Genomic DNA, 22052 nt, shown 5'->3' on the forward strand with positions numbered 1-22052 from the left:
CAGTGCCCGGCTGGGCATAATGGCGCCTCCTTGCGCTGGAGATGTCCCTGATGTTGTTACGCGGCCTGACCTGGCTGGTGCTGTTCCAACTGCTCGGCACGGGCCTGAATGCTCTCATCCTGCATATGATTCCCGGCCCCATCATTGGGCTGGTGCTGCTGTTCGCCTTCCTGGTGTGGAACGGCGAGGTGAGCAACCCGGTGAACGAGGCGGCTGCCTCGCTGCTGCGCTACCTGCCGTTGCTGCTGGTGCCGGCGGCGGTGGGGGTGATGGTCTACGCGAAGCAGATTGCCGCGGATTTCTGGGCCATCGTCGGTGCCTTGTCGCTGTCGCTGGTGCTGTCCTTCATCTTTGCCGGCTGGTTGATGCAGAAGCTCATCGACCGCCAGCGCAAGCAGAAGGAGGGCGCCTGATGTTCGACTGGCAAGGTGCGGTGTCGTCCGTCATTCATCATCCATTGTTCTGCGTCGGCGTTACCCTGGGTGCCTACCAACTGGCGCTGGCCGCCTACGAGCGCACCCGTTGGGTGTTCCTGCAGCCGGTGCTGGTGTCGATGCTGATCGTCATCGCGGTGTTGCTGGCCTGCGGCATCGACTATGCCGAATACAGCACCAGCGCCAAGGTGCTGACCATCCTGCTCGGCCCGTCCACCGTGGCCCTGGCGGTGCCGCTGTTCCTCAACCTCAAGCGCATTCGCCAGCTGTTCTGGCCGACCCTGATCACCCTGGTGGTGGCCGGTCTGTTCGCCACCACGCTGGGGATCGGCCTGGGCTGGCTGTTCGGCATCGATCACGAAATGCTGATGAGCCTGGCGCCCAAGTCGGTGACCTCGCCGATCGCCATGCTGGTGGCCAGCCAGATCGGCGGCGTGGCGGCGCTGGCGGCGGTGTTCGTGCTGATCACCGGCGTGCTCGGCGCCATCCTCGGTCCGGAACTGCTGCGCCGCGTCGGCGTGCATCACCCGGCCGCGCAGGGCATGGCGCTGGGCATGACCGCCCACGCCGTGGGCACCTCCCGCGCACTGCAGGAAGGCGAGGAATGCGGTGCCTTTGCCGCCCTGGCGATGAGCCTGATGGGCGTGGCCACTGCTGTGCTGCTACCGTTGGCGGTAGCGCTGATTGCCTGACGAATCGACGGAGTGTCCATGAGTTTCCCGCTGTTCCCCCTCAACACCGTGCTGTTTCCCGGCTGCCGTCTCGACCTGCAGATCTTCGAGGCGCGCTACCTGGACATGATCGGCCGCTGCATGAAGCAGGGCGCGGGTTTCGGTGTGGTGGCCATCGTCGAGGGCGAGGAGGTCGGCGATGCGCCGGAGCGCTACAGCCTGGTGGGCTGCGAAGCGCGCATCCGCGACTGGCAGCAGCGGCCCAATGGCTTGCTGGGCATCCGCGTCGAGGGTGGCCGGCGTTTCCGCGTGCTTTCCGCCAATGTGCAGCCGGATCAGTTGACCGTGGCCGAGGTGGAGTGGTTGGACGAGCAGCCCGACCAACCGCTGACCAAGGAGCACGACGACCTGGCGGCGCTGCTGGAGGCGTTGTCCATGCATCCGATGGTTTCCGCGCTGGAGATGGGCGGGGAAGTCAGCGGACAGCAGGAATTGGCCTGCCAGCTCGCCTACCTGCTGCCCTTCGATCCCGAGCAGAAGCAGGTGCTGCTGGAGATGGACGACCCGACCGTGCGCCTGGCGCGGATTCAGGTGCTGCTGGAACAGTTGCAGGGCGATTTCATCGCCTGATGCTTTTTGTAGGAGCGAGCTTGCTCGCGAATCCGCCCAGCTCCGTCACCACCGGTTCACTCTGTTCGCGAGCAAGCTCGCTCCTACAAGGGGATGCCGTGCATGAATCCGCTCTGAAACGACAAGGCCCGCTGATGCGGGCCTTGTGCTTTCCACGGTAGAGCCTGCGATCAGAACGAATCGCCCGGCACCCGTACCCAGCCTTCCATGAGGATGCGCGAGCTGCGGCTCATGATGGCCTTGGTCACGGTCCATTCACCGTTCACCTGCTTCGCCTCCGCACCCACGCGCAGGGTGCCGGAGGGGTGGCCGAAGCGTACGGCGCTGCGCTCGCCACCGCCGGCGGCGAGGTTCACCAGGGTGCCGGGGATGGCCGCAGCGGTGCCGATGGCCACGGCGGCGGTGCCCATCATCGCGTGGTGTAGCTTGCCCATCGAGAGTGCGCGCACCAGCAGGTCGACGTCGCCGGCCTGGACTTGCTTGCCGCTGGAAGTGACGTAGTCCTTCGCCGGCGCGACGAAGGCGATCTTCGGCGTGTGCTGGCGGGTCGCGGCTTCTTCCGGGGTCTTGATCAGGCCCATGCGCAGGGCGCCGGCGATGCGGAATTTCTCGAAGCGCGCCAGTTGCTCGGGGTCGCCATTGATCGCTTCGCGCAGCTCGGCGCCGGTGTAGCCGATGTCCTGGGCGTTGACGAAGATGGTCGGGATGCCGGCGGTGATCATGGTCGCCTTGAAGGTGCCGATGCCCGGAACCTCCAGGTCGTCCACCAGGTTGCCGGTGGGGAACATGGCGCCGCCGTCTTCACCGTCGTCGGACGGGTCGAGGAACTCCAGCACGATCTCGGCGGCGGGGAAGGTCACGCCGTCCAGCTCGAAGTCGCCGGTCTCCTGCACCTGGCCGTTGGTGACGGGCACGTGGGCGATGATGGTCTTCTGGATGTTGGCCTGCCAGATGCGCACCACGCAGGTGCCGTTGTCCGGAATGCGCGACGGGTCGACCAGGCCGGCGTGGATGGCGAAGGAGCCGGCGGCAGTGGAGAGGTTGCCGCAGTTGCCGCTCCAGTCGACGAAGGCCTTGTCGATGGAAATCTGGCCGTAGAGGTAGTCGACGTCGTGGTCCGGCTGGGTGCTTTTCGACAGGATCACGCACTTGCTGGTGCTGGAGGTCGCGCCGCCCATGCCGTCGATGTGCGCGCTGTACGGATCGGGGCTGCCGATCACGCGCATGAACAGCTTGTCGCGGGCCGCGCCGGGCACCTGGCAGCGCTCGGGCAGGTCCTGCAGGCGGAAGAACACGCCCTTGCTGGTGCCGCCACGGATGTAGGTGGCGGGGATCTTCACTTGGGGTACGTGGGGCATTCTCAGGTCCTGTGCGTTACTTGTAGGAGCGAGCTTGCTCGCGAACCCATCCCCGCTGCGGGGCCGTTCGCGAGCAAGCTCGCTCCTACAGGATTGGGGCCGACCCGCCGTGCAGCCGGGCCGGCTGTTACATCACGCTACCGCGCCTTCCAGGAAGTCCTTGGCGAAGCGCTGCAGCACGCCGCCGGCGTTGTACACCTTCACTTCGGCGGCGGTGTCGAGGCGGCAGGTGACCGGGACTTCGACCACTTCACCATTCTTGCGATGGATGACCAGGGTCAGGTCGCAACGCGGCGAGACTGCGCCCTTGATGTCGTAGGTCTCGGTGCCGTCCAGGCCCAGGGTCAGGCGGGTGGTGCCCGGCTTGAACTCCACCGGCAGCACGCCCATGCCCACCAGGTTGGTGCGGTGGATGCGCTCGAAGCCTTCGGCGACGATCACTTCCACGCCCGCCAGGCGAACGCCCTTGGCCGCCCAGTCGCGGGACGAGCCCTGGCCGTAGTCGGCGCCGGCCACGATGATCAGGTTCTGCTTGCGGTTCATGTAGGTTTCGATGGCTTCCCACATGCGCATCACCTTGCCTTCCGGCTCGACGCGGGCCAGCGAACCCTTCTTCACCTCACCGTTGACCACGGCCATTTCGTTGACCAGCTGCGGGTTGGCGAAGGTGGCGCGCTGGGCGGTCAGGTGGTCACCGCGGTGGGTGGCGTAGGAGTTGAAGTCCTCCTCCGGCAGGCCCATTTTCGCCAGGTACTCGCCGGCGGCCGAGTCCGCCAGGATGGCGTTGGACGGCGACAGGTGGTCGGTGGTGATGTTGTCCGGCAGGATCGCCAGCGGACGCATGCCCTTGAGCGTGCGCTCGCCGGCCAGCGCGCCTTCCCAGTACGGCGGACGGCGGATGTAGGTGGACATCGGGCGCCAGTCGTACAACGGGCTTTCCGCTTCCTGCACACTGCCCAGGTCGAACATCGGGATGTAGACCTGCTTGAACTGCTCGGGCTTGACGCTGGCGGCGACGATGGCGTCGATCTCTTCGTCGGACGGCCAGAGGTCCTTCAGGGTGACGGGGTTGCCGTCCTTGTCGGTGCCCAGCGGATCCTGCTCGATGTCGAAGCGCACGGTGCCGGCGATGGCGTAGGCGACCACCAGCGGCGGCGAGGCGAGGAAGGCCTGCTTGGCGTAGGGGTGGATGCGGCCGTCGAAGTTGCGGTTGCCCGAGAGCACGGCGGTGGCGTACAGGTCGCGGTCGATGATCTCTTTCTGGATCACCGGGTCCAGCGCGCCGGACATGCCGTTACAGGTGGTGCAGGCATAGGCGACGATGCCGAAGCCGAGCTTCTCCAGCTCCGGCAGCAGGCCGGCTTCTTCCAGATACAGCTTGGCGACCTTCGAACCCGGCGCGAAGGAGGTCTTCACCCACGGTTTGCGCAGCATGCCGAGCGCGTTGGCCTTCTTCGCCACCAGGCCGGCGGCGATCACGTTGCGCGGGTTGGAGGTGTTGGTGCAGCTGGTGATGGCGGCGATGATCACCGCGCCATCGGGCATCAGGCCTTCGGCCTCCTCGACGCGACCGGACTCCAGCTTGGCTTCGTCGGCGATGCCGCGCTCGGCCAGCGCCGAGGTCGGCAGGCGGCGGTGCGGGTTGGACGGGCCGGCCATGTTGCGCACGACGCTGCCCAGGTCGAACTCCAGCACGCGCTCGTACTCGGCGGTTTCCAGAGCGGTGCTCCAGAGGCCGAGGGTCTTCGCGTAGTTTTCCACCAGCGCCACCTGCTCGGGCTCGCGGCCGGTGAGCTTGAGGTAGTCGATGGTCTGGCCGTCGATGTAGAACATCGAGGCGGTGGCGCCGTATTCCGGGCACATGTTGGAGATGGTCGCGCGGTCGCCGATGGTCAGGCTGTCCGCCCCTTCGCCGAAGAACTCGACGTAGGCGCCGACCACGCGCTCCTTGCGCAGGAACTCGGTGATCGCCAGGACGATGTCGGTGGCGGTGATGCCCGGCTTGCGCTTGCCGGTGAGCTTGACGCCGACGATGTCGGGCAGGCGCATCATCGACGGGTGGCCGAGCATCACGGTCTCGGCTTCGAGGCCGCCGACGCCGATGGCGATCACGCCCAGGGCATCCACGTGCGGGGTGTGCGAGTCGGTGCCGACGCAGGTGTCGGGGAAGGCCACGCCACCGCGCGCCTGGACCACCGGGCTCATTTTCTCCAGGTTGATCTGGTGCATGATGCCGTTGCCGGCCGGGATCACGTCGACGTTCTTGAACGCGGTCTTGGTCCAGTCGATGAAGTGGAAGCGATCCTCGTTGCGGCGGTCCTCGATGGCCCGGTTCTTCTCGAAGGCATCCGGGTCGAAGCCCGCGGCTTCCACGGCCAGCGAGTGGTCGACGATCAACTGGGTCGGCACCACCGGGTTGACCTTGGACGGGTCGCCGCCTTTCTCGGCGATGGCGTCACGCAGGCCGGCCAGGTCGACCAGCGCGGTCTGGCCGAGGATGTCATGGCAGACCACGCGTGCCGGGTACCAGGGGAAGTCGAGGTCGCGCTTGCGGTAGACCAGTTGCTCCAGGGAGGCGGTCAGGTCTGCCGGGTCGCAGCGTCGCACCAGCTGTTCGGCCAGCACGCGGGAGGTGTAGGGCAGTTTGTCCCAGGCGCCGGCCTGGATCGCGTCGACGGCCTCGCGGGCGTCGAAGTAATCCAGTGCGGTGCCGGGCAGGCGTTTGCGGAATTGAGTGTTCATCATGCTGTTCCTAATTAAGCCCGGTCCTTGAGCGGCACGAACTGCAGATCTTCCGGGCCGACGTAGTTGGCGCTCGGGCGGATGATCTTGCCGTCGATGCGCTGCTCGATGACGTGGGCGGACCAGCCGGCGGTACGGGCGATCACGAACAGCGGAGTGAACATGGCGGTCGGCACGCCCATCATGTGGTAGCTGACGGCGCTGAACCAGTCGAGGTTGGGGAACATCTTCTTGATTTCCCACATCACGCTTTCCAGGCGCTCGGCGATGTCATACATCTTGGTGTTGGACTGCTCGTTCGACAGCTGGTTGGCGACTTCCTTGATCACCTTGTTGCGCGGGTCGGACACGGTGTAGACCGGGTGGCCGAAGCCGATCACGACCTCCTTCTTCTCGACGCGGGCGCGGATGTCGGCCTCGGCTTCGTTCGGGTTGTCGTAGCGCTTCTGGATCTCGAAGGCCACTTCGTTGGCGCCGCCGTGTTTCGGGCCGCGCAGCGCGCCGATGGCGCCGGCGATGCAGGAGAACATGTCCGAACCGGTGCCGGCGATCACGCGGGAGGTGAAGGTGGAGGCGTTGAACTCGTGCTCGGCGTACAGGTTGAGCGAGGTGTGCATGGCGCGCACCCAGGACTCGCGGGGCTTCTCGCCGTGCAGCAGGTGCAGGAAGTGGCCGCCGATGGAGTCGTCGTCGGTCTCGACGTCGATGCGCTTGCCGTTGTGGCTGAAGTGGTACCAGTAGAGCAGGGCGGAGCCCAGGGAGGCCATCAGCTTGTCGGCGATGTCGCGGGCGCCCGGATGGTTGTGGTCGTCCTTCTCCGGCGACAGGCAGCCGAGCACGGACACGGCGGTGCGCATCACGTCCATCGGGTGGGCCGAGGGCGGCAGGGTTTCCAGGGCGGCCTTGACGCCGGCCGGCAGGCCGCGCAGGGCTTTCAGCTTGGCCTTGTAGCCGGCCAGTTCGGCGGCGTTGGGCAGTTTGCCGTGGACCAGCAGGTGGGCGATTTCCTCGAAGTCGCAGCGGTTGGCGAAGTCCAGGACGTCATAGCCACGGTAGTGCAGGTCGTTGCCGGTACGGCCGACGGTGCACAGGGCGGTGTTGCCAGCGGCGGTGCCACTCAGGGCCACGGACTTCTTCGGCTTGAAGCCGGTGGTGGTTTCTGCGGTAGCGCTCATCGCGTGTCTCCTCATCAAATCCGGTTGCTTGTTCTTGTCCCCCGGCACAGGGCGGGGTATCGGTTCGAATCTGGTTGGCGGATAACGCCCTTGGCGTTATGCGCCCTACTCATCGTTCAGTCTCGTGCTTACTTCTTGCCGGCTGCGAACAGCGCGTCGAGCTTCTGCTCGAAGGCGTGGTAGCCGATGCGGTCGTACAGCTCGGCACGGGTCTGCATCAGCTCGATCACGTTCTGCTGGTGACCTTCCTGGCGGATCGCGGTGTACACGGCTTCGGCGGCCTTGTTGGCGGCGCGGAAGGCGGACAGCGGATACAGCTGGATGGCCACGCCAACCGAGGCCAGCTCGTCGCGGGTGAACAGCGGGGTGGCGCCGAACTCGGTGATGTTGGCCAGGATCGGCACGTTCAGCGCATCGACGAAGCGCTTGTAGGTCGGCAGGTCGTAGGCGGCTTCGGCGAAGATCGCATCGGCGCCGGCCTCGACGTAGCGCTGGCAGCGTTCGATGGCGGCGTCCACGCCTTCGGCCTGGATGGCGTCGGTGCGGGCGATCAGGAAGAAGTTCGGGTCGGTCTTGGCGTCGGCGGCGGCTTTCACGCGGTCGGCCATTTCCTCGACGGAGACGATTTCCTTGCCCGGACGGTGACCGCAGCGCTTGGCGCCAACCTGGTCCTCGATGTGGGCGGCAGCGGCGCCGGCCTTGATCAGGTTCTTGACGGTGCGCTCGATGTTGAAGGCGCTGGGGCCGAAGCCGGTGTCGATGTCCACCAGCAGCGGCAGGTCGCAGACGTCGGTGATGCGGCGCACGTCGGTGAGCACGTCGTCCAGGGTATTGATGCCCAGGTCCGGCAGGCCGAGGGAGCCCGCCGCCACGCCGCCACCGGAGAGGTAGATGGCCTTGAAGCCGGCGCGCTTGGCCAGCAGCGCATGGTTGGCGTTGATCGCGCCGATCACCTGCAGCGGCTTTTCTTCGGCAAGGGCTTCACGGAAACGTTGGCCGGCGGTCTTGTAGCTCATTGTTCACCTCGTTTGTTGGTGGGCGTCCAGGTAGTGACGCTCCACATTGCGTTTCGAGGCGCCGATGTGACGGCGCATCAGCAACTCGGCCAGTTCGCCGTCACGATCGGCGATGGCATCGAGAATCCGGTGGTGCTCGGCGAAGGCCTGGCGCGGCCGGTTGGGCGTCGCCGAGAACTGCAGACGGTACATGCGCACCAGCTGGTACAGCTCGCCGCAGAGCATGCGGGTGAGGGTGCGGTTGCCGCTGCCCTGGATGATCCGGTAGTGGAAGTCGTAGTCGCCTTCCTGCTGGTAGTAGCCACGGCCGGCCTGGAACGCCTCGTCGCGCTCGTGGGTGTCGAGCACCCGGCGCAACTCGTCGATCTCGGCCTGGCTCATGCGCTCGGCGGCCAGGCGGCAGGCCATGCCTTCGAGGGATTCGCGGATCTCGTAGAGCTCCAGCAGCTCCTCGTGGCTGAGCGAAACCACCCGCGCGCCGACGTGCGGCACGCGCACCAGCAGCTTCTGGCCTTCCAGGCGGTGGATCGCCTCGCGCAGCGGGCCGCGGCTGATGCCGTAGGTGCGCGCCAGTTCCGGCTCGGAAATCTTGCTGCCGGGGGCGATCTCGCCCTTGACGATGGCCGACTGGATCTTGCGGAACACGTGTTCCGACAGAGTTTCGCTGTCGTCCGCAACAAGGCTTGGCAGGGGCAGGCTATCGTTCATGGTGTCGACAATCTTCTTGATGTGCGGCGAAAGCTACCCCTCCAGGGCGTCTTGGTCAATGAAGAACTGATGAATTGTCGACAATCGTCTAACAAGCCCCCGGGTTTATGCCCGGCCGGGCCGGCCAACCGGAGGCGTTGTCCGCGAGAATGGCGGATATCCCCTCGTCAGGACCTGTGCCGGCGCCGCCCAGGCCCGCTAGGATCGGCGGAAAAACGGAGACTGCGCATGGAACTCTACGACCGCTATGTCCTGCCCCGGCTGATCGATTTCGCCTGCGGCATGGGCGATGTGATGAAGCAGCGCTCGCTGCTGGTGCCCCGCGCCCACGGCCGGGTGCTGGAGATCGGCCTGGGTACCGGGTTGAACCTGTCGTTCTACGATCCGGCGAAAGTGTCGACAATCGTCGGCGTCGATCCGGCGGCGCAGATGCAGAAGCTGGCCCGCGAGCGCGCCGCGCGCATCGGCATCCCGGTGGAGATGGTGGCGCTGGAGCTGGGCGAGATCCGCGCCGAGGCCGGCAGTTTCGACAGCATCGTCTGTACCTTCACCCTGTGCAGCATCCCCGATGCGCTGGCGGCGCTGAAGGAAATGCGCCGGGTGCTCAAGCCGGGCGGCGAGCTTTTTTTCTGCGAACACGGCCTGGCGCCGGACGCCAGCGTGCGCGCCTGGCAGCATCGGCTGACGCCGGTGTGGAAGCCGCTGGCCGGCGGCTGTCACCTCGACCGCGACATGCCGGCGCTGCTTCAGGCCGGCGGCTTCACGCTGCGCGAGCTGGTCCAGGACTACCTGCCGGGCCCCCGGCCGATGACCTATGTCTACCGCGGCGTGGCCGACTGAGCTGGCCCGGAGCCTGTTTGACTCGCTGGCGCTCGCTACTCCCGTTGCTCGCTGTGCCTTGTTCTGTCCTGGTTCGGGAGATCGTGAACAGGCTCTCAGGCGGCGCGGTGCAGCGGGGTGACGCTGAGGATGTGCGAGCTGGCGAGGAACAGGTCCTGTACCGCGCCGCTGGGCGCCTCGCCGTTCTGGCAGTCGTCCAGGCGCACCATGACGGGCGCATGGCCTTCGTGCAGGGCCAGGAAGTCTTCCCGGCTGATGCGGCCGTGAAGGATGCGTTGCGGGCGGTAGGGAGACCAGGTCTCCACTTCGACCCAGAGGCTATCGGGATCGTGATGCATGGCGGATGGTCCGGTGGGAAAAATGGGGTACCTACTCTAGACAGCGGATCTGGACCAAATTCATCGGGGACCTCCGATAAATTTGTAGGAAATTATGTTCATCTGGGGTGCTCGCCCTACGGCAATGCTGCAAAAGCGGCCGCCCAGTCCTTGGCGAAGGCTTCGAACGGTGTCGTCGTGGTATTGGCCGGCGAGCGAGCCTCCCGCGCACGCACTCGCCCGCTGTTGATCGCCTCGGCCAGTTCAGCGTGGCAGCCCGCCACGCTGGCGGAGCAACCGGCCTCCTGCAGGGCCGTGGCCAGTTCCTCCGGCGACACCTGGACATAGGGCAACTGCGGTTTGCCGATGGCGGCGCCGAGCAGGCGGGTGGCTTCGGCGTAGCCGAGGTCGCGCTGGCCGAGCAGTTCGCGAGTCGCCACGCCCTGCCAGTCCCGTTCGAGCAGGGCGCGGCTGGCGGCATCGGCTACGTCGGCGGTGGCAATCATGGGGACCGGCACGTCCGGCGCCACCGCGTCGCTGTAGCAGCCGCAGGCGCGGACGATTTCCAGCGCGCCGTAGAGGTTCTCGAACAGCGCGCCGGAACGCAGCATCAGTACGTTCACCTCCGCCGGCAGCGTGCGCAGGCGCTGTTCCTGGTCGTGCATGCTGATGATCGGCCCGCTGCCGGACGACAGATCCGCCCCGACGCTGCTGAGGAACACCACACGGCGCACGCCGCTGCTGCGGATGGCGTGCAGGATGGCCTCGCCCTGGGCGGCCTGCCGGTTGCGGTAATCCTCGGTGTCCGGCCCGTAGGCGAGCAGCGTGTAGACCGCCTCGGCGCCCTGGAAGGCCTTGCCGAGGAAGTCGGCGTCGTCCGGCTCGCCGATGGCGATCTGCGCGCCGGCTTCGGCCAGTGGCGCCAGGCGTTCGGCATTGCGCCCGAGGGCGCGGACCGGCACGCCGGCATTGAGCAGGGTCTGGCAGATTCTTGAACCGGTGCGACCGGTGGCGCCCATTACGGTGATCATGGCGATGTCCTCGTGGTGGGCCTGTCCCGCGGCGCCCGCCGTGGGTTCGTTGGCCTGGGGCCAGTCTCACGCGGAAGGGCCGGACGGTTAATGCCTGGGAGTCGCTATTTCATGCTCTTTCGTCCAGAGGTGTTGGACGTTGGCGGCGCGGCGGGCCAGTCTCGACTCCATGAAACCGTCGCCCGCTTTTGCCGAGCCGACCGATGCCTGGGCCTCCATCGATCCCCTGGGCGAGGCCCTGCATTTCCTGCGCATGAGCGGGACCTTCTACTGCCGCTCGGAATTTACCGCGCCCTGGGGCCTGGAGCTGCCGGCCATGCCGCAGTGCCTGATGTTCCACATGCTGACCGTGGGCGAGTGCTGGCTGGAGGCGGACGGTGAGGCGCCGCGCCGGTTGGCGCCCGGCGATCTGCTGCTGGTGCCCCACGGCGAAGGGCACCGCTTGGTCAGCGCCCCGGGCGAAGCAGCGGCGGGGCTGTTCGGCCTGCCACGCGCCTACGCCAGCGACCGCTACGAAGTGTTGCGCCAGGGCGGCGGGGGCGAGCCGACGGCGATGATCTGCGGCGCGGTGCGTTTCGACCATCCCGCCGCGCTGCAACTGGTGCGTTTGCTGCCGCGTGTGCTGGAGGCGCGGATCAGCGATCCCGGGCAGCGCGACTGGCTGCTGAGCACGCTGCGGCTGATGGAGGACGAGGCGCGGGCGATGCGGCCGGGCGGAGAGACGGTGATCACCCGGCTGGCCGACATCCTGGTGATCCAGGCCATCCGCGTCTGGATCGAGCAGGATCCGGCGGCGCAGACCGGCTGGCTTGGCGCATTGCAGGATCGCCAGCTCGGCCGTGCGCTGAGCCTGATCCACCGAGAGCCGGCGCGGGACTGGAGCCTGGCGGCGCTGGCCGAAGCGGCGGCCATGTCCCGCTCGGCCTTCGCCGCGCGTTTCGCCGAGAAGGTCGGCATGCCGGCCATGCACTACGTCACCCGCTGGCGCATGCATGTGGCGCTGGGCTGGCTGCAGGAGCGCGAGATCGCCGTGGCGGAATTGGCCGAGCGTCTGGGCTACCAGTCCGAGGCGGCGTTCAGCCGGGCGTTCAAGCGCTGTATCGGTGTTTCGCCGGGGAGTGTGCGGCGCAGCCTGTAGGGGCGCGCGATCGCGCGTACGTGACGGGGAATGACGGAGCCTTCCGGGGCAGGTTCGCGAGCAAGCTCGCTCCTACGAAGAGCGCCGTCGTGCAGAGTTGGCCTGTAGGAGTGAGCTTGCTCGCTAACCGCACGGCTCGATGGCCAGTGCAGCCGGAGGCCGCTCCCAAGAAGGCGCGCTGATCAGAGCTGGATATCGTCGCGGATCAGTACGCAGGTGCAGCCGTCGTTGTCTTCGCGCCAGTCGTGGAGGAAGTACATCTGGATCTTGCCGGCATCCATGACGGCCAGGAAATCGCCCACTTCCGGAACGAAGAAGGCCGGCGTGCCCGGCTCGGCTTCGGCCTCCAGGCGGGCGTTGAAGAACAGCGCCGGGTCGGCGTCGTCGAAGAACTCTTCGCGCTCGGCGGCGTCCCACTCGACGGGGGCTTCGAAGGGACCGAGGAAGAGGACCTTGGCGTCGCCCATGTCGAGTTCTTCGGCGTCCGGGTCGTTGTCGTCCGGGCGGTAGACGTTGGCGTCCAGCGCCTCGGTGCTGGCGAGGATGGCGCGGCGAGCGGCCATGCGCTGCTGCGGGTCGACGCCGGCGTCGGCACAGAGCTGGTTCCAGAGGGTTTCGGCTTGGGTGGACATGGGGGCTCCCGCTCGTGCGGCCGGTGGAAAGGGCGATAGTGTCCGGGACACTTCACTTCAGATCAATGGGGCGCTCCGCCGCGTGGCTTTTCGATTGTAGGAGCGAGCTTGCTCGCGAACGCTTTTCGCCGGGGATCACGATATAGGGCTGGTTCGCGAGCAAGCTCGCTCCTACGATGAGCCGATTGCGTCGTTCACTCGCCCTTCAGGCCGTACTTCTTCACCTTGTCGAACAGCGTGGTCTTGGCCATGCCCAGGGCGTGCGCCGCCTGGCTGAGGTTGCCGGCGTGGCGCTCCAGGGCGGTGGACAGCAGGCTCTTCTCGAAGGCCTCCACGGCTTCGGCGAAGCGCGGTTCGCCCGCGTCCGGGCCGAGGTTGCCGCCGGCCAGCACCGGCAGGCCGAGGGCGAAGCGTTCGGCGACGTTGCGCAGTTCGCGCACGTTGCCCGGCCAGTCGTGGGCCATCAGGGTGGCGGCGGTGGCGTTGTCGATGGTGGGCGCTGCGCGGTCGAAGCGCAGCGAGGACTGCTGCAGGAAGTGTTCGAAGAGCATCAGGATGTCTTCGCGCCGTTCGCGCAGCGGCGGCAGGTTGAGGGTGACGACGTTGAGGCGGTAGTAGAGATCGCTGCGGAAGCTGCCGTCGCGGCCCATGGCGGCGAGGTCGGACTTGGTCGCGGCGATCACCCGGCAATCCACGCGGATCAGTTCGTTGGAGCCCAGGCGTTCCAGCTGCTGTTCCTGCAGCACGCGCAGCAGCTTGATCTGCAGGTTCAGCGGCATGCTCTCGATCTCGTCGAGGAACAGGCTGCCACCGTTGGCGTGCTCGATCTTGCCGATCCGACGCTTGCCGGCACCGGTGAAGGCGTGGGCCTCGTGGCCGAAGATCTCGCTGTCGATCAGGCTTTCCGGCAGGCCGCCACAGTTGAGTGCGACGAAGGGCTTGGCCTGGCGCCGGCTGGAGTCGTGCAGGCAGCGCGCGACCAGTTCCTTGCCGGTGCCGGTTTCGCCTTCGATGAGTACATTGGCCGAGGTATCGGCGACGTTGGCGATCAGCTCGCGCAGCGCCTGCATGGCCGGCGAGCGGCCGATCAGCCGGCTTTCCAGGGCCTGGCGGCCGGCGAGCTGGCGGCGCAGTTGGCTGACTTCACGGGTCAGCGCACGCTGGGCCAGCGCCCGGCGCGCGGTGTCGACCAGGCGCTCGGGGGAGAAGGGTTTCTCCATGAAGTCGTAGGCGCCGTCGCGCATGGCCTTGACCGCCATCGCGATGTCGCCGTGTCCGGTGATCAGCACCACCGGCAGGCTGGGGTCCAGCGCCTTGAGCCGTTCCAGCAGTTGCAGGCCGTCCATGCCGGGCATGCGGATGTCGCTGACGACGATGCCGGGGAAGTCCACGCCAACCTTTTTCAGCGCTTCCTCGGCGCTGCCGACGCCATCGCTGTCGATGTCTTCCAGGGCCAGCGCCTGTTGGCAGCCGAGCAATACGTGCGGGTCATCCTCGACGACCAGGACGCGCAGGGATTCTTCGCTCATGCAGGGTTCTCCAGGGCAGGCAGCAGCGGCAGGTAGAGCTCGAAGGCGGTGCCGCCGGCCTCCGGGTAGGCCACGCTCAGGCTGCCGCCGGCGGCGGTGGCGAGGCTGGCCGAAAGGGTCAGGCCCAGGCCCAGGCCGAGTTCGCCGGGCTTGGTGGTGAAGAAGGGTTCGAACAGGTGCGCTCGCGCGTCCTGCGGGATGCCGGGGCCGTTGTCGCGGACCACCAGGCGGTAGTGGTCGTCGCCCTCGATGCGGCCTTCCAGCCAGAGCTGGCGGTCGTCCTGCGGGCTCATGGCGTCCAGCGCGTTGGCGACCAGGTTGACCAGGATCTGCTCCAGGCGGGTCTGGTCGATAGCCAGGCGGGCGTCGGGGAAGTCGCGGTGCAGGCTCACCGGCACCTGCTTGAGGCGCACCTGCAGGACCATCACCGCGGCATCCACCGCCTTGCCCAGGCTGGCCTGGCCGTGGTCGTCGGCGCGCCGGGCGAAGGCGCGCAGGCTGGCGGTGATGCGGCCCATGCGGTCGACCATTTCGTTGATGGCGACCAGGTTGCTGCTGGCGATGTCCAGCTTGCCGCGCGCCAGGAAGCGCACGGTGTTGCCCGAAAGGGTGCGCAATGCCGCCAGCGGCTGGTTGAGCTCGTGGGCGATGCTGGTGGACATCTGCCCGATCACCGCCAGCTTGCCGGCCTGCACCAGGCGGTCCTGGGCCTTGCGCAGGGTGTCTTCGGCCTGGCGGCGTTCGCGGATCTGTTCACGCAGGTGCTGGTTGCTGGCGCGCAGGTCGCTGGTGCGCTCGGCGATGCGCCGCTCCAGGGCGTTGTTGGCCTGCTCCAGCGCCTCGCGGGCGGCGAGGCGGGTGGCGATGACCTTGCGCCGCTCGTTCCAGGCGATCAGCAGGAAGGCCAGCAGGGCGAAGCCCAGGGCGGCGAGCATGCCGTGGATCATGGCTTCGCGGCGTACGTCGTGGAGCGGGCTGAGCAGGGTGAAGTTCCACGAGGTGTCCTTCAGCCGGCGGGTCTGCATCAGGTAGCTGACGGGGTTGTGGCCGTCGGCTTCGGGCGATTGCGGCGGGAAGCTGATTTCTTCCACGCCCTCGCCCAGGGGACGGCGGGCCAGCGGCTGCCATTCGTTGAGCGCCCACCAGTAGTACTGCAGGCTGCGCGCCAGGCGCTCCTTGTCGTCGGCGCTCAGCGGGCGTACCGCCTTCAGGCGCAGGGCGGGATCGCTGGAGAGGATGATGATGCCGTTCTCGTCGCTGACGAAGGCTTGCAGGCGGGCTTTTTCCCAGCGCTCTTCGAGCGCCTCCATCTTCACCTTGACCACCGCCACGCCGATGATCCTGTCGCCGCTGACCAGGCCGTGGGCCAGGTAGTAGCCCGGCTCGCCGGAGGTGCTGTCCATGCCGTAGAAGCGTCCGGGGCGGCCGGCCATTGCGTCCTGGAAGTAGGCGCGGAACGACTGGTCCTCGCCCTGGTAGCTTTCCACGTTCTGCCAGTTGCTGGTGGCCAGCACTCGTCCGGAGGTGTCCAGCAGGTAGATGGCACGGCTGCCGGCGCGGCGGTTCAAGCCTTCGAGGTAGGCATTGACCAGGTTGCGGTTGTAGGGGGAGGGATCGAGCAGCAGGCGCGTGACGTTCTTTTCCAGCTCCAGCACGCTGGGCAGGTAGGTGTAGCGGCTCATCTCGCTCTCCACGCCGCGGGCGTGCAGTTCGAGCTGGCGTTCGCCGCTGCCGATCAGGGCGCGGGTGCCGGCGCCGTCGCTGATCAGGTAGCCGCCGTAGCCGAAGCCCAGGGTGAGCAGGAGCAGCAGGATAGGCAACAGGAAGTTGCGCAGCAGGCGTGGCTTCACGGTAAGCGATGATGGCAATGGGCTGGACGCGCATTGCAGCACAGTCGCCGGGACCGAACCAGCCCGACGCCGGGGGGCGGCGATGGACTGGCTCGGGTACCACACGGTGCGCCTCGCGCGAGTTACTGGGCAACCACCAGTCCGACGCCGCGGCCACGCGGATCGGAGGCGGTTTCCAGGGCCTTGCCGTTCACACGGATGGCCTGGATGTCACCCATGTTCCAGCCCTGGTCTTCCAGGGTGTAACCCATGCCTTTGAGCTCGTCGGCGACCTTGCCGGTGAGCGGTGCGTAGGCGTCGTAGTAGATAGTGTCCTTGGGCAGCAGCTGGTGATGCACGCGTTGCGCGGCCACGGCCTTTTCCAGGGGCAGGTGGAAGTCGTAGACGTTGTTCAGCACCTGGAAGATCGAGGTGAAGATCCGCGAGCCGCCGGGGGTGCCCAGCACCAGGCTGACCTGGCCGTCGCGGGTGACGATGCTCGGGCTCATGGAGGAGAGCATGCGCTTGCCCGGCTCGATGGCGTTGGCGTCGCTGCCGACCACACCGAAGGCGTTGGCCACGCCCGGCTTGGCGCTGAAGTCGTCCATCTCGTCGTTGAGCAGGAAGCCGGCGCCCTTGACCACCACGCCGCTGCCGAAGTCCCAGTTGAGGGTGTAGGTGTTGCTGACGGCGTTGCCGTCCTTGTCGACGATGGAGAAGTGCGTGGTCTGGTGCGGCTCCAGGCCCGGACGGACCTTCTCGGTGGGCGAGATGGCGTTCGGGTTGACCTCGGTGGCGCGCTTGGCGATGTAGGCCGGGTCGGTCAGTTGGGCCTCGGGCACCTTGGAGAAGTCCGGGTCGCCCAGGTAGTCGGCGCGGTCGGCGAACACGCGCTTCTCGATTTCCGCGAGCAGGTGGATGTACTTGGCGGAGTTCAGCTCCACGCCCTTGAAGTCGGCGGCGCGCTGTTCCTTGATGCCGATCAGCTGGGCCAGGGCGATGCCGCCTGAGCTCGGAAGCGGTGCGGTGTACAGGGTGTTGCCCTGCCAGTCGATGCGCATCGGTTCGCGCCACTTGGCCTCGTAGCCGGAGAGGTCTTCCTGGGTGATCAGGCCGCCGTCGTGCTTCATCTGCGCGACCAGCAGCTTGGCGGTCTCGCCCTTGTAGAAGTCGTCCGGCCCCTTGTCGGCGATGCGCTCCAGGGTCTTGGCCAGCTCCGGCTGCTTGAAGGTTTCGCCCGGCGACAGGGTGCCGAAGTAGTCGCCGAAGTTGGTCTTGCCGTTGAACAGCGCGATGGCGTCCTGGCGGTACTGGTACTGCTGATCGGCGACCTTGAAGCCGGTCCTGGCGTAGCCGATGGCCGGGGTCAGCAGTTCGCTCCACTTCAGCTTGCCGAAGCGCTTGTGCGCTTCCCACAGGCCCATCACGGTGCCGGGCACGCCGGCGGCCTTGGTGCCCACCAGGCTGAGGTTCTCGATCACCTCGCCCTTGTCGTTCAGGTACATGGTCTTGGTCGCGGCCTTGGGGGCGATCTCGCGGTAGTCGAGGAAGTAGGGCTTGCCGTCGACGTACAGGGTCATGAAGCCACCGCCGCCGATGTTGCCGGCTTCGGGGTAGGTGACCGCGAGGGTGAAGGCGGTAGCGACCGCGGCGTCGACGGCGTTGCCGCCTTTCTTCAGGACGTCGGCGGCGACCTTGGCGCCGTACTGGTCCGGTGCTGCGACCGCGCCGCCGTCGAGGCTGGCGGCGAACACCGAGGAACTGGCGGCGAGGATCGCGACGCCCAGGGGCAGCTTGCTGAAGTGGAACACGCGCATGGAGCTTCCTTATTTATTCTTGTGTTTGCGGTGAGGTGAGGCGCCCGGAAGACCAGGGCTTCGGTGGATCAGTGGGGCAGGATCTTGGCGAGGAACTGCTGGGTGCGCTCGGCGCGGTTCTGCAGGTCGCCGAAGAACTCCTCCTTCGGGCAGTCCTCGACGATCTGCCCGCGGTCCATGAAGATCACCCGGTCGGCGACCTTGCGCGCGAAGCCCATCTCGTGGGTCACGCACATCATGGTCATGCCTTCGTGGGCGAGCTGGACCATCACGTCGAGCACCTCGTTGACCATCTCCGGGTCGAGCGCCGAGGTCGGTTCGTCGAACAGCATCACGATCGGGTCCATCGCCAGGGCACGGGCGATGGCCACGCGCTGCTGCTGGCCGCCGGAGAGCTGGCCGGGGTGCTTGTGCGCGTGTTCCTTGAGGCCGACGCGGTCGAGCAGCTTCATGCCCTTGTCCATCGCCTCTTCCTTGCTCCGCCCCAGCACCTTGCGCTGGGCGATGGTGAGGTTCTCGGTGATGGTCAGGTGCGGGAACAGCTCGAAGTGCTGGAACACCATGCCGACGCGCGAGCGCAGTTTCGGCAGGTCGGTCTTGGGGTTGGCGATGGAGGTGCCGTCGACGGTGATGTCGCCCTTCTGGAAGGGCTCCAGCGCGTTGACGCACTTGATCAGGGTCGACTTGCCCGAGCCGGACGGCCCGCAGACCACCACCACTTCACCCTTGGACACCTTGGTGTTGCAGTCGGTGAGCACCTGGAAGTCGCCATACCACTTGCTGACGTTATCGATGGAGATCATACGGTTAACCTTTTCTGCAGGCGCTTCACGCCGAAGGACGCGGCGAAGCTGATGACGAAGTAGACGAGACCGGCGAAGATCAGGAACTCATGGGGCTGGCCGATGATGTCGCCACGGGAACGGGCGGCGTTGAGGAAGTCCATCAGGCCCACCGAGTAGACCAGCGAGGTGTCCTGGAACAGGATGATGCTCTGCTGCAGCAGCAGCGGGGTCATCTTGCGGAACGCCTGGGGCAGGATGATCAGGCGCATGGCCTGGCCGTAGGTCATGCCCAGGGCGTAGGACGCGCCGATCTGGCCTTTCGGGATGGCCTGGATGCCGGCGCGGACGATCTCGCAGTAATAGGCCGCCTCGAACATCATGAAGGCCACCAGGCACGAGGTGAACGCACCGACCGGGGTGTCCTGGCCGGTGATCCAGCGCAGGATGAAGGGCACCGCGAAGTAGAACCAGGTGATCACCAGCAGCAGCGGGATCGAACGGAAGTAGTTCACGTAGAAGCCGGCGATGTTCGACAGCAGTTTGCTGTTGGACAGCCGCATCAGCGCCAGGATGGTGCCCAGCACCACGCCGCCCAGCACGCCCAGCACCATCAGTTGCAGGGTGCTGAGCATGCCTTCCCACAGGCCGGGGAGGGCGGGGACGATCTGACTGAAGTCCATCATTTACCTCCCACGGAAATCAGGCCCGGGACCGCGACCTTCTTCTCGATGAAGCGCATGCCGAGCATCAGGCTCATGTTCAGGGTGAAGTAGATCAGCGTGGCCAGGGTGAAGGCCTCGAACAGGTTGGCGCTGAACTCGGCGGTCTGCTTGGTCTGCGCCAGCAGTTCCATGAGGCCGATCAGCGAGGCCACCGAGGAGTTCTTGAAGACGTTGAGGAACTCGGAGGTGAGCGGCGGAATGATGATGCGGAAGGCCTGCGGCAGCAGTACGTGGCGGTAGATCGCCGGCAGGCGGAAACCCATCGCGCTGGCGGCGGAGAGCTGGCCCTTGGGCAGCGCCTGGATGCCGGTGCGCACCTGCTCGCAGACCCGCGCGGCGGTGAATAGCCCCAGGCATACGACCACGCTGATGAAGGCCGAGGTTTCCGGCGCCAGCCCCAGCTTGAACCAGTCCTGGATCGGCTGCGGCAGGTAGTCCGGCACCAGGAAGTACCAGATGAACAATTGCACCAGCAGCGGCACGTTGCGGAACAGTTCCACGTAGGCGGTGGCGATGCCGGACAGCCAGCGGTTGGGCAGGGTGCGCATCACGCCCAGCAGCGAGCCGAGCGTCAGCGCGATGACCCAGGCCGCGAGCGAGACGGCGATGGTCCAGCCCAGGCCGGTGACGTACCAGTCCAGGTAGCGCTCGTCGCCAATCCCGGTGGACTTGAAGAACACGCCCCAGTCCCAGTTGTAATCCATGACGGGTTTCCCCTCGGTTGCTTTGCACGGTTGCTTTAGTACGCTACGGGACCGGACGCGGGCGCAAGGCCGCCCGCCACCCGCGGGTAGCGGGTGGTCCGGCATCGTCATCAGGAAGTGTGGGCCGGGAGCGCATGGCTTGCGCTCCCGATCCCCCGCGTGGCTACGCCTTGTGAACGCAGCCGCGCGCGACCGTTACATCTGCTCGGCAGCCTTGTCGGTCGGAGTGGCGATCAGCTTCTTGAGCTCATCGCTCATCGGGAAATTGAGGTTCAGGTTCTTCGGCGGGATCGGCTGCATGAACCACTTGTCGTAGATCTTGTTCACTTCACCCGAGGCAAAGGTATCGGCGATGGCCTTGTCGACCACCTTCTTGAACGGCGCGTCGCCCTTGCGCACCATGCACGCGTAGATCTCGTAGGACTGCGGCTTGCCGACCACGTGCCAGTCGTCCGGCTTCTTGGCCTTGGCCATTTCGCCGTAGAGCAGCGCATCGTCCATCATGAAGGCCACGGCGCGGCCGGATTCGAGCATCAGGAAGGACTCGCCGTGGTCCTTGGCCGAGATGATGTTCATGCCCATCTTCTTCTCGGCGTTCATCTGCTTGAGCAGACGTTCGGAGGTGGTGCCGGCGGTGGTCACCACGTTCTTGCCGTTCAGGTCGGAGAAGTCGTTGATGCCCGAGGTGGTCTTGGTCAGCAGGCGGGTGCCCACTTCGAAGATGCCGACGGAGAAGTCGACCTGCTTCTGGCGCTCCAGGTTGTTGGTGGTGGAGCCGCACTCGATGTCCACGGTGCCGTTCTGCACCAGCGGAATGCGGGTCTGGGAGGTGACCAGGTTGTAGCGCACCTTCAGGTCGGGCAGGTTCAGCTCTTTCTTCAGGGCATCGACGACCTTCAGTTGCAGGTCGTGGGAGTAGCCCACCGGCTGGCGCGGATTGGTGGCGAGGTAGGAGAAGGGGATGGAGGCGTCACGGTGGCCGAGGACGACGGTGCCGGAGTCCTTGATCTTCTTCAGGGTACCGGTGAGCTCTTCGGCGACGACGGGAGTGGCGAGCAGGGCTGCGACAATGGCGGCGCCCAACGCACGGGGTGCGAAACGCATGGAATCTACCTCGACTGGTTGTGTTTGTTATTCAGTCCTGCGACCGGCGAGGGTAGCCATGCCGCATGCTCGGGGTGAAAAGGAGCAGGCTCTGTGCCAACTTCTAGTATTGTTTTTAACTGATTGAATTAAAACGATATTTTTTATTTTTCCGGTGCACCTGAAGCTGGACGATGTTCGGTTATCCGAAAATTTTCCGAATTGTCGTTCGGAAATCCGAACGAGATAATGTCAGACGTCCGGCTGGTCGGCCCATTGTCCGCGCTGAAACGGCAGTTCGCGGTCGGCCAGGTGCGCGGCCAGGCGTTCCAGCAGGTGATGGGTGGGCGCGCGCACGCCAGTGAGGCCCTGCGCGGCGCCGAGGGCCAGGACCAGCGCCAGTACCGCTGGAGTGAAGGCCGGCAGGCGCAGGCGGGTCGCGCCGAGGAAGACCGCGCTGGCCCCCAGCCCCAAGGCAAGGCCGACGTAGACCTCCGCCGGGGAGTGCACGCCGATCGCCAGCCGCGAGAGGCCGACCAGTACCGCCAGCCCCCCGGCCAGCCCGGCGGCGGCCAGCGCCCGGGGGCGAGTGCCGCAGAGTTGGGCGGCGAGAGCGGGCAACAGGCAGCCGGCCATCATGCTATGGCCGGAAATACCGGTGAAGTTCCAGGCTGGAATACCGATGCCCCAGCCCATGAACGCTAGCTTGGAGAACACCACCAGGGCGCATGCCAGGCCGAACACCGCCAGCCAGAGCACGGCCTTGGCCGCTTCGCCGCGGTACAGCAGCCAGGCGAAGAGGAAGGCTGCCGCGGGCAGCAGCAGCGCGCTATCGCCGAGCCGGGTGATCAGGGGCCAGAGGTTCATGGTGCGCCGCAGCACAAGGGAGTG

General features: G+C 66.5%; 21 protein-coding genes. 5 read left to right on the forward strand and 16 right to left on the reverse strand.

Translation table 11 applies throughout. The features are described 5' to 3' along the window. Window positions 1–50 precede the first annotated feature (50 nt). Genes ACYCAX_RS07835 through ACYCAX_RS07845 form a run of 3 tightly spaced genes read left to right on the forward strand, consistent with a single transcriptional unit; the run spans window position 51 to window position 1735 of the window. The gene (locus ACYCAX_RS07835) at window positions 51–413 is read left to right on the forward strand and encodes a CidA/LrgA family protein (protein WP_015475575.1); all 363 of its coding nucleotides are present in this window, start codon (window positions 51–53) and stop codon (window positions 411–413) included. After that, window positions 413–1126, forward strand: a complete 714-nt coding sequence (locus ACYCAX_RS07840; RefSeq protein WP_015475576.1) for an LrgB family protein — start codon at window positions 413–415, stop codon at window positions 1124–1126. Before ACYCAX_RS07835 ends, ACYCAX_RS07840 begins: the two co-directional genes overlap by 1 nt. Before the next feature lie 18 nt (window positions 1127–1144). Continuing rightward, window positions 1145–1735 (forward strand): LON peptidase substrate-binding domain-containing protein, encoded by a 591-nt coding sequence (locus ACYCAX_RS07845; protein ID WP_460247747.1) that lies wholly within the window; start codon window positions 1145–1147, stop codon window positions 1733–1735. 170 nt (window positions 1736–1905) lie between these two features. On the opposite strand, the gene prpF is transcribed toward ACYCAX_RS07845, so the two are convergent. The 5 genes from prpF to ACYCAX_RS07870 all read right to left on the reverse strand — a co-directional run bounded on the left by prpF (window position 1906) and on the right by ACYCAX_RS07870 (window position 8734). Next, window positions 1906–3093, reverse strand: coding sequence for a 2-methylaconitate cis-trans isomerase PrpF (gene prpF, locus ACYCAX_RS07850; protein ID WP_015475578.1), 1188 nt, complete (start codon window positions 3091–3093; stop codon window positions 1906–1908). Window positions 3094–3225: 132 nt separating this feature from the next. Beyond that, window positions 3226–5835: a Fe/S-dependent 2-methylisocitrate dehydratase AcnD gene (gene acnD / locus ACYCAX_RS07855; RefSeq protein ID WP_460247748.1), complete on the reverse strand. Its 2610-nt coding sequence runs from the start codon at window positions 5833–5835 to the stop codon at window positions 3226–3228. 14 nt (window positions 5836–5849) lie between these two features. Then, window positions 5850–7010 (reverse strand): bifunctional 2-methylcitrate synthase/citrate synthase, encoded by a 1161-nt coding sequence (gene prpC / locus ACYCAX_RS07860; protein WP_294980710.1) that lies wholly within the window; start codon window positions 7008–7010, stop codon window positions 5850–5852. 128 nt (window positions 7011–7138) lie between these two features. Then, the gene (prpB, locus tag ACYCAX_RS07865) at window positions 7139–8026 is read right to left on the reverse strand and encodes a methylisocitrate lyase (RefSeq protein WP_015475581.1); all 888 of its coding nucleotides are present in this window, start codon (window positions 8024–8026) and stop codon (window positions 7139–7141) included. Between the two features lie 3 nt (window positions 8027–8029). Further along, window positions 8030–8734 (reverse strand): GntR family transcriptional regulator, encoded by a 705-nt coding sequence (locus tag ACYCAX_RS07870; protein ID WP_015475582.1) that lies wholly within the window; start codon window positions 8732–8734, stop codon window positions 8030–8032. A gap of 228 nt (window positions 8735–8962) precedes the next feature. On the opposite strand from ACYCAX_RS07870, the gene ACYCAX_RS07875 reads away from it, so the two are divergent. Next, window positions 8963–9574, forward strand: coding sequence for a class I SAM-dependent methyltransferase (locus ACYCAX_RS07875; protein WP_294980706.1), 612 nt, complete (start codon window positions 8963–8965; stop codon window positions 9572–9574). 95 nt (window positions 9575–9669) lie between these two features. Here ACYCAX_RS07875 and ACYCAX_RS07880 read toward each other — a convergent pair whose 3' ends face one another. Together ACYCAX_RS07880 and ACYCAX_RS07885 are read right to left on the reverse strand one after the other, a co-directional pair. Beyond that, on the reverse strand, window positions 9670–9912 hold the full coding sequence (locus ACYCAX_RS07880) for a hypothetical protein (RefSeq protein ID WP_015475584.1): 243 nt from the start codon (window positions 9910–9912) through the stop codon (window positions 9670–9672). Window positions 9913–10028: 116 nt separating this feature from the next. Then, entirely contained in the window at window positions 10029–10922 is an 894-nt protein-coding gene (locus ACYCAX_RS07885) for an NmrA family NAD(P)-binding protein (RefSeq protein ID WP_294980703.1), read from the reverse strand. A gap of 169 nt (window positions 10923–11091) precedes the next feature. On the opposite strand from ACYCAX_RS07885, the gene ACYCAX_RS07890 reads away from it, so the two are divergent. After that, window positions 11092–12060 (forward strand): AraC family transcriptional regulator, encoded by a 969-nt coding sequence (locus ACYCAX_RS07890; protein WP_460247749.1) that lies wholly within the window; start codon window positions 11092–11094, stop codon window positions 12058–12060. Window positions 12061–12242: 182 nt separating this feature from the next. On the opposite strand, the gene ACYCAX_RS07895 is transcribed toward ACYCAX_RS07890, so the two are convergent. The 9 genes from ACYCAX_RS07895 to ACYCAX_RS07935 all read right to left on the reverse strand — a co-directional run bounded on the left by ACYCAX_RS07895 (window position 12243) and on the right by ACYCAX_RS07935 (window position 22028). Continuing rightward, window positions 12243–12692: a hypothetical protein gene (locus tag ACYCAX_RS07895; RefSeq protein ID WP_015475587.1), complete on the reverse strand. Its 450-nt coding sequence runs from the start codon at window positions 12690–12692 to the stop codon at window positions 12243–12245. Between the two features lie 194 nt (window positions 12693–12886). Further along, on the reverse strand, window positions 12887–14221 hold the full coding sequence (gene aauR, locus ACYCAX_RS07900) for a two-component response regulator AauR (protein ID WP_015475588.1): 1335 nt from the start codon (window positions 14219–14221) through the stop codon (window positions 12887–12889). Next, a complete protein-coding gene (locus ACYCAX_RS07905; RefSeq protein WP_086009543.1) occupies window positions 14218–16113 on the reverse strand; it encodes a sensor histidine kinase in 1896 nt (631 codons plus the stop codon). Before ACYCAX_RS07905 ends, aauR begins: the two co-directional genes overlap by 4 nt. Before the next feature lie 80 nt (window positions 16114–16193). Further along, window positions 16194–17867 (reverse strand): gamma-glutamyltransferase, encoded by a 1674-nt coding sequence (gene ggt, locus ACYCAX_RS07910; RefSeq protein ID WP_460247750.1) that lies wholly within the window; start codon window positions 17865–17867, stop codon window positions 16194–16196. A 68-nt stretch (window positions 17868–17935) separates the two neighbouring features. After that, window positions 17936–18670, reverse strand: a complete 735-nt coding sequence (locus tag ACYCAX_RS07915; protein ID WP_015475591.1) for an amino acid ABC transporter ATP-binding protein — start codon at window positions 18668–18670, stop codon at window positions 17936–17938. Then, window positions 18667–19335 carry an amino acid ABC transporter permease gene (locus ACYCAX_RS07920; RefSeq protein ID WP_086009545.1) on the reverse strand — a complete coding sequence of 223 codons (669 nt, stop codon included), beginning with the start codon at window positions 19333–19335 and terminating at the stop codon, window positions 18667–18669. The genes ACYCAX_RS07915 and ACYCAX_RS07920 overlap by 4 nt, the downstream gene beginning before the upstream one ends. Further along, entirely contained in the window at window positions 19332–20078 is a 747-nt protein-coding gene (locus ACYCAX_RS07925; protein WP_460247751.1) for an amino acid ABC transporter permease, read from the reverse strand. Before ACYCAX_RS07925 ends, ACYCAX_RS07920 begins: the two co-directional genes overlap by 4 nt. Window positions 20079–20273: 195 nt before the next feature. After that, window positions 20274–21182 carry a glutamate/aspartate ABC transporter substrate-binding protein gene (locus ACYCAX_RS07930; protein ID WP_294978285.1) on the reverse strand — a complete coding sequence of 303 codons (909 nt, stop codon included), beginning with the start codon at window positions 21180–21182 and terminating at the stop codon, window positions 20274–20276. A 231-nt stretch (window positions 21183–21413) separates the two neighbouring features. Next, window positions 21414–22028 (reverse strand): phosphatase PAP2 family protein, encoded by a 615-nt coding sequence (locus ACYCAX_RS07935; protein WP_294978282.1) that lies wholly within the window; start codon window positions 22026–22028, stop codon window positions 21414–21416. Window positions 22029–22052 lie beyond the last annotated feature (24 nt).

This window comes from Pseudomonas sp. MT3, from assembly GCF_054720805.1.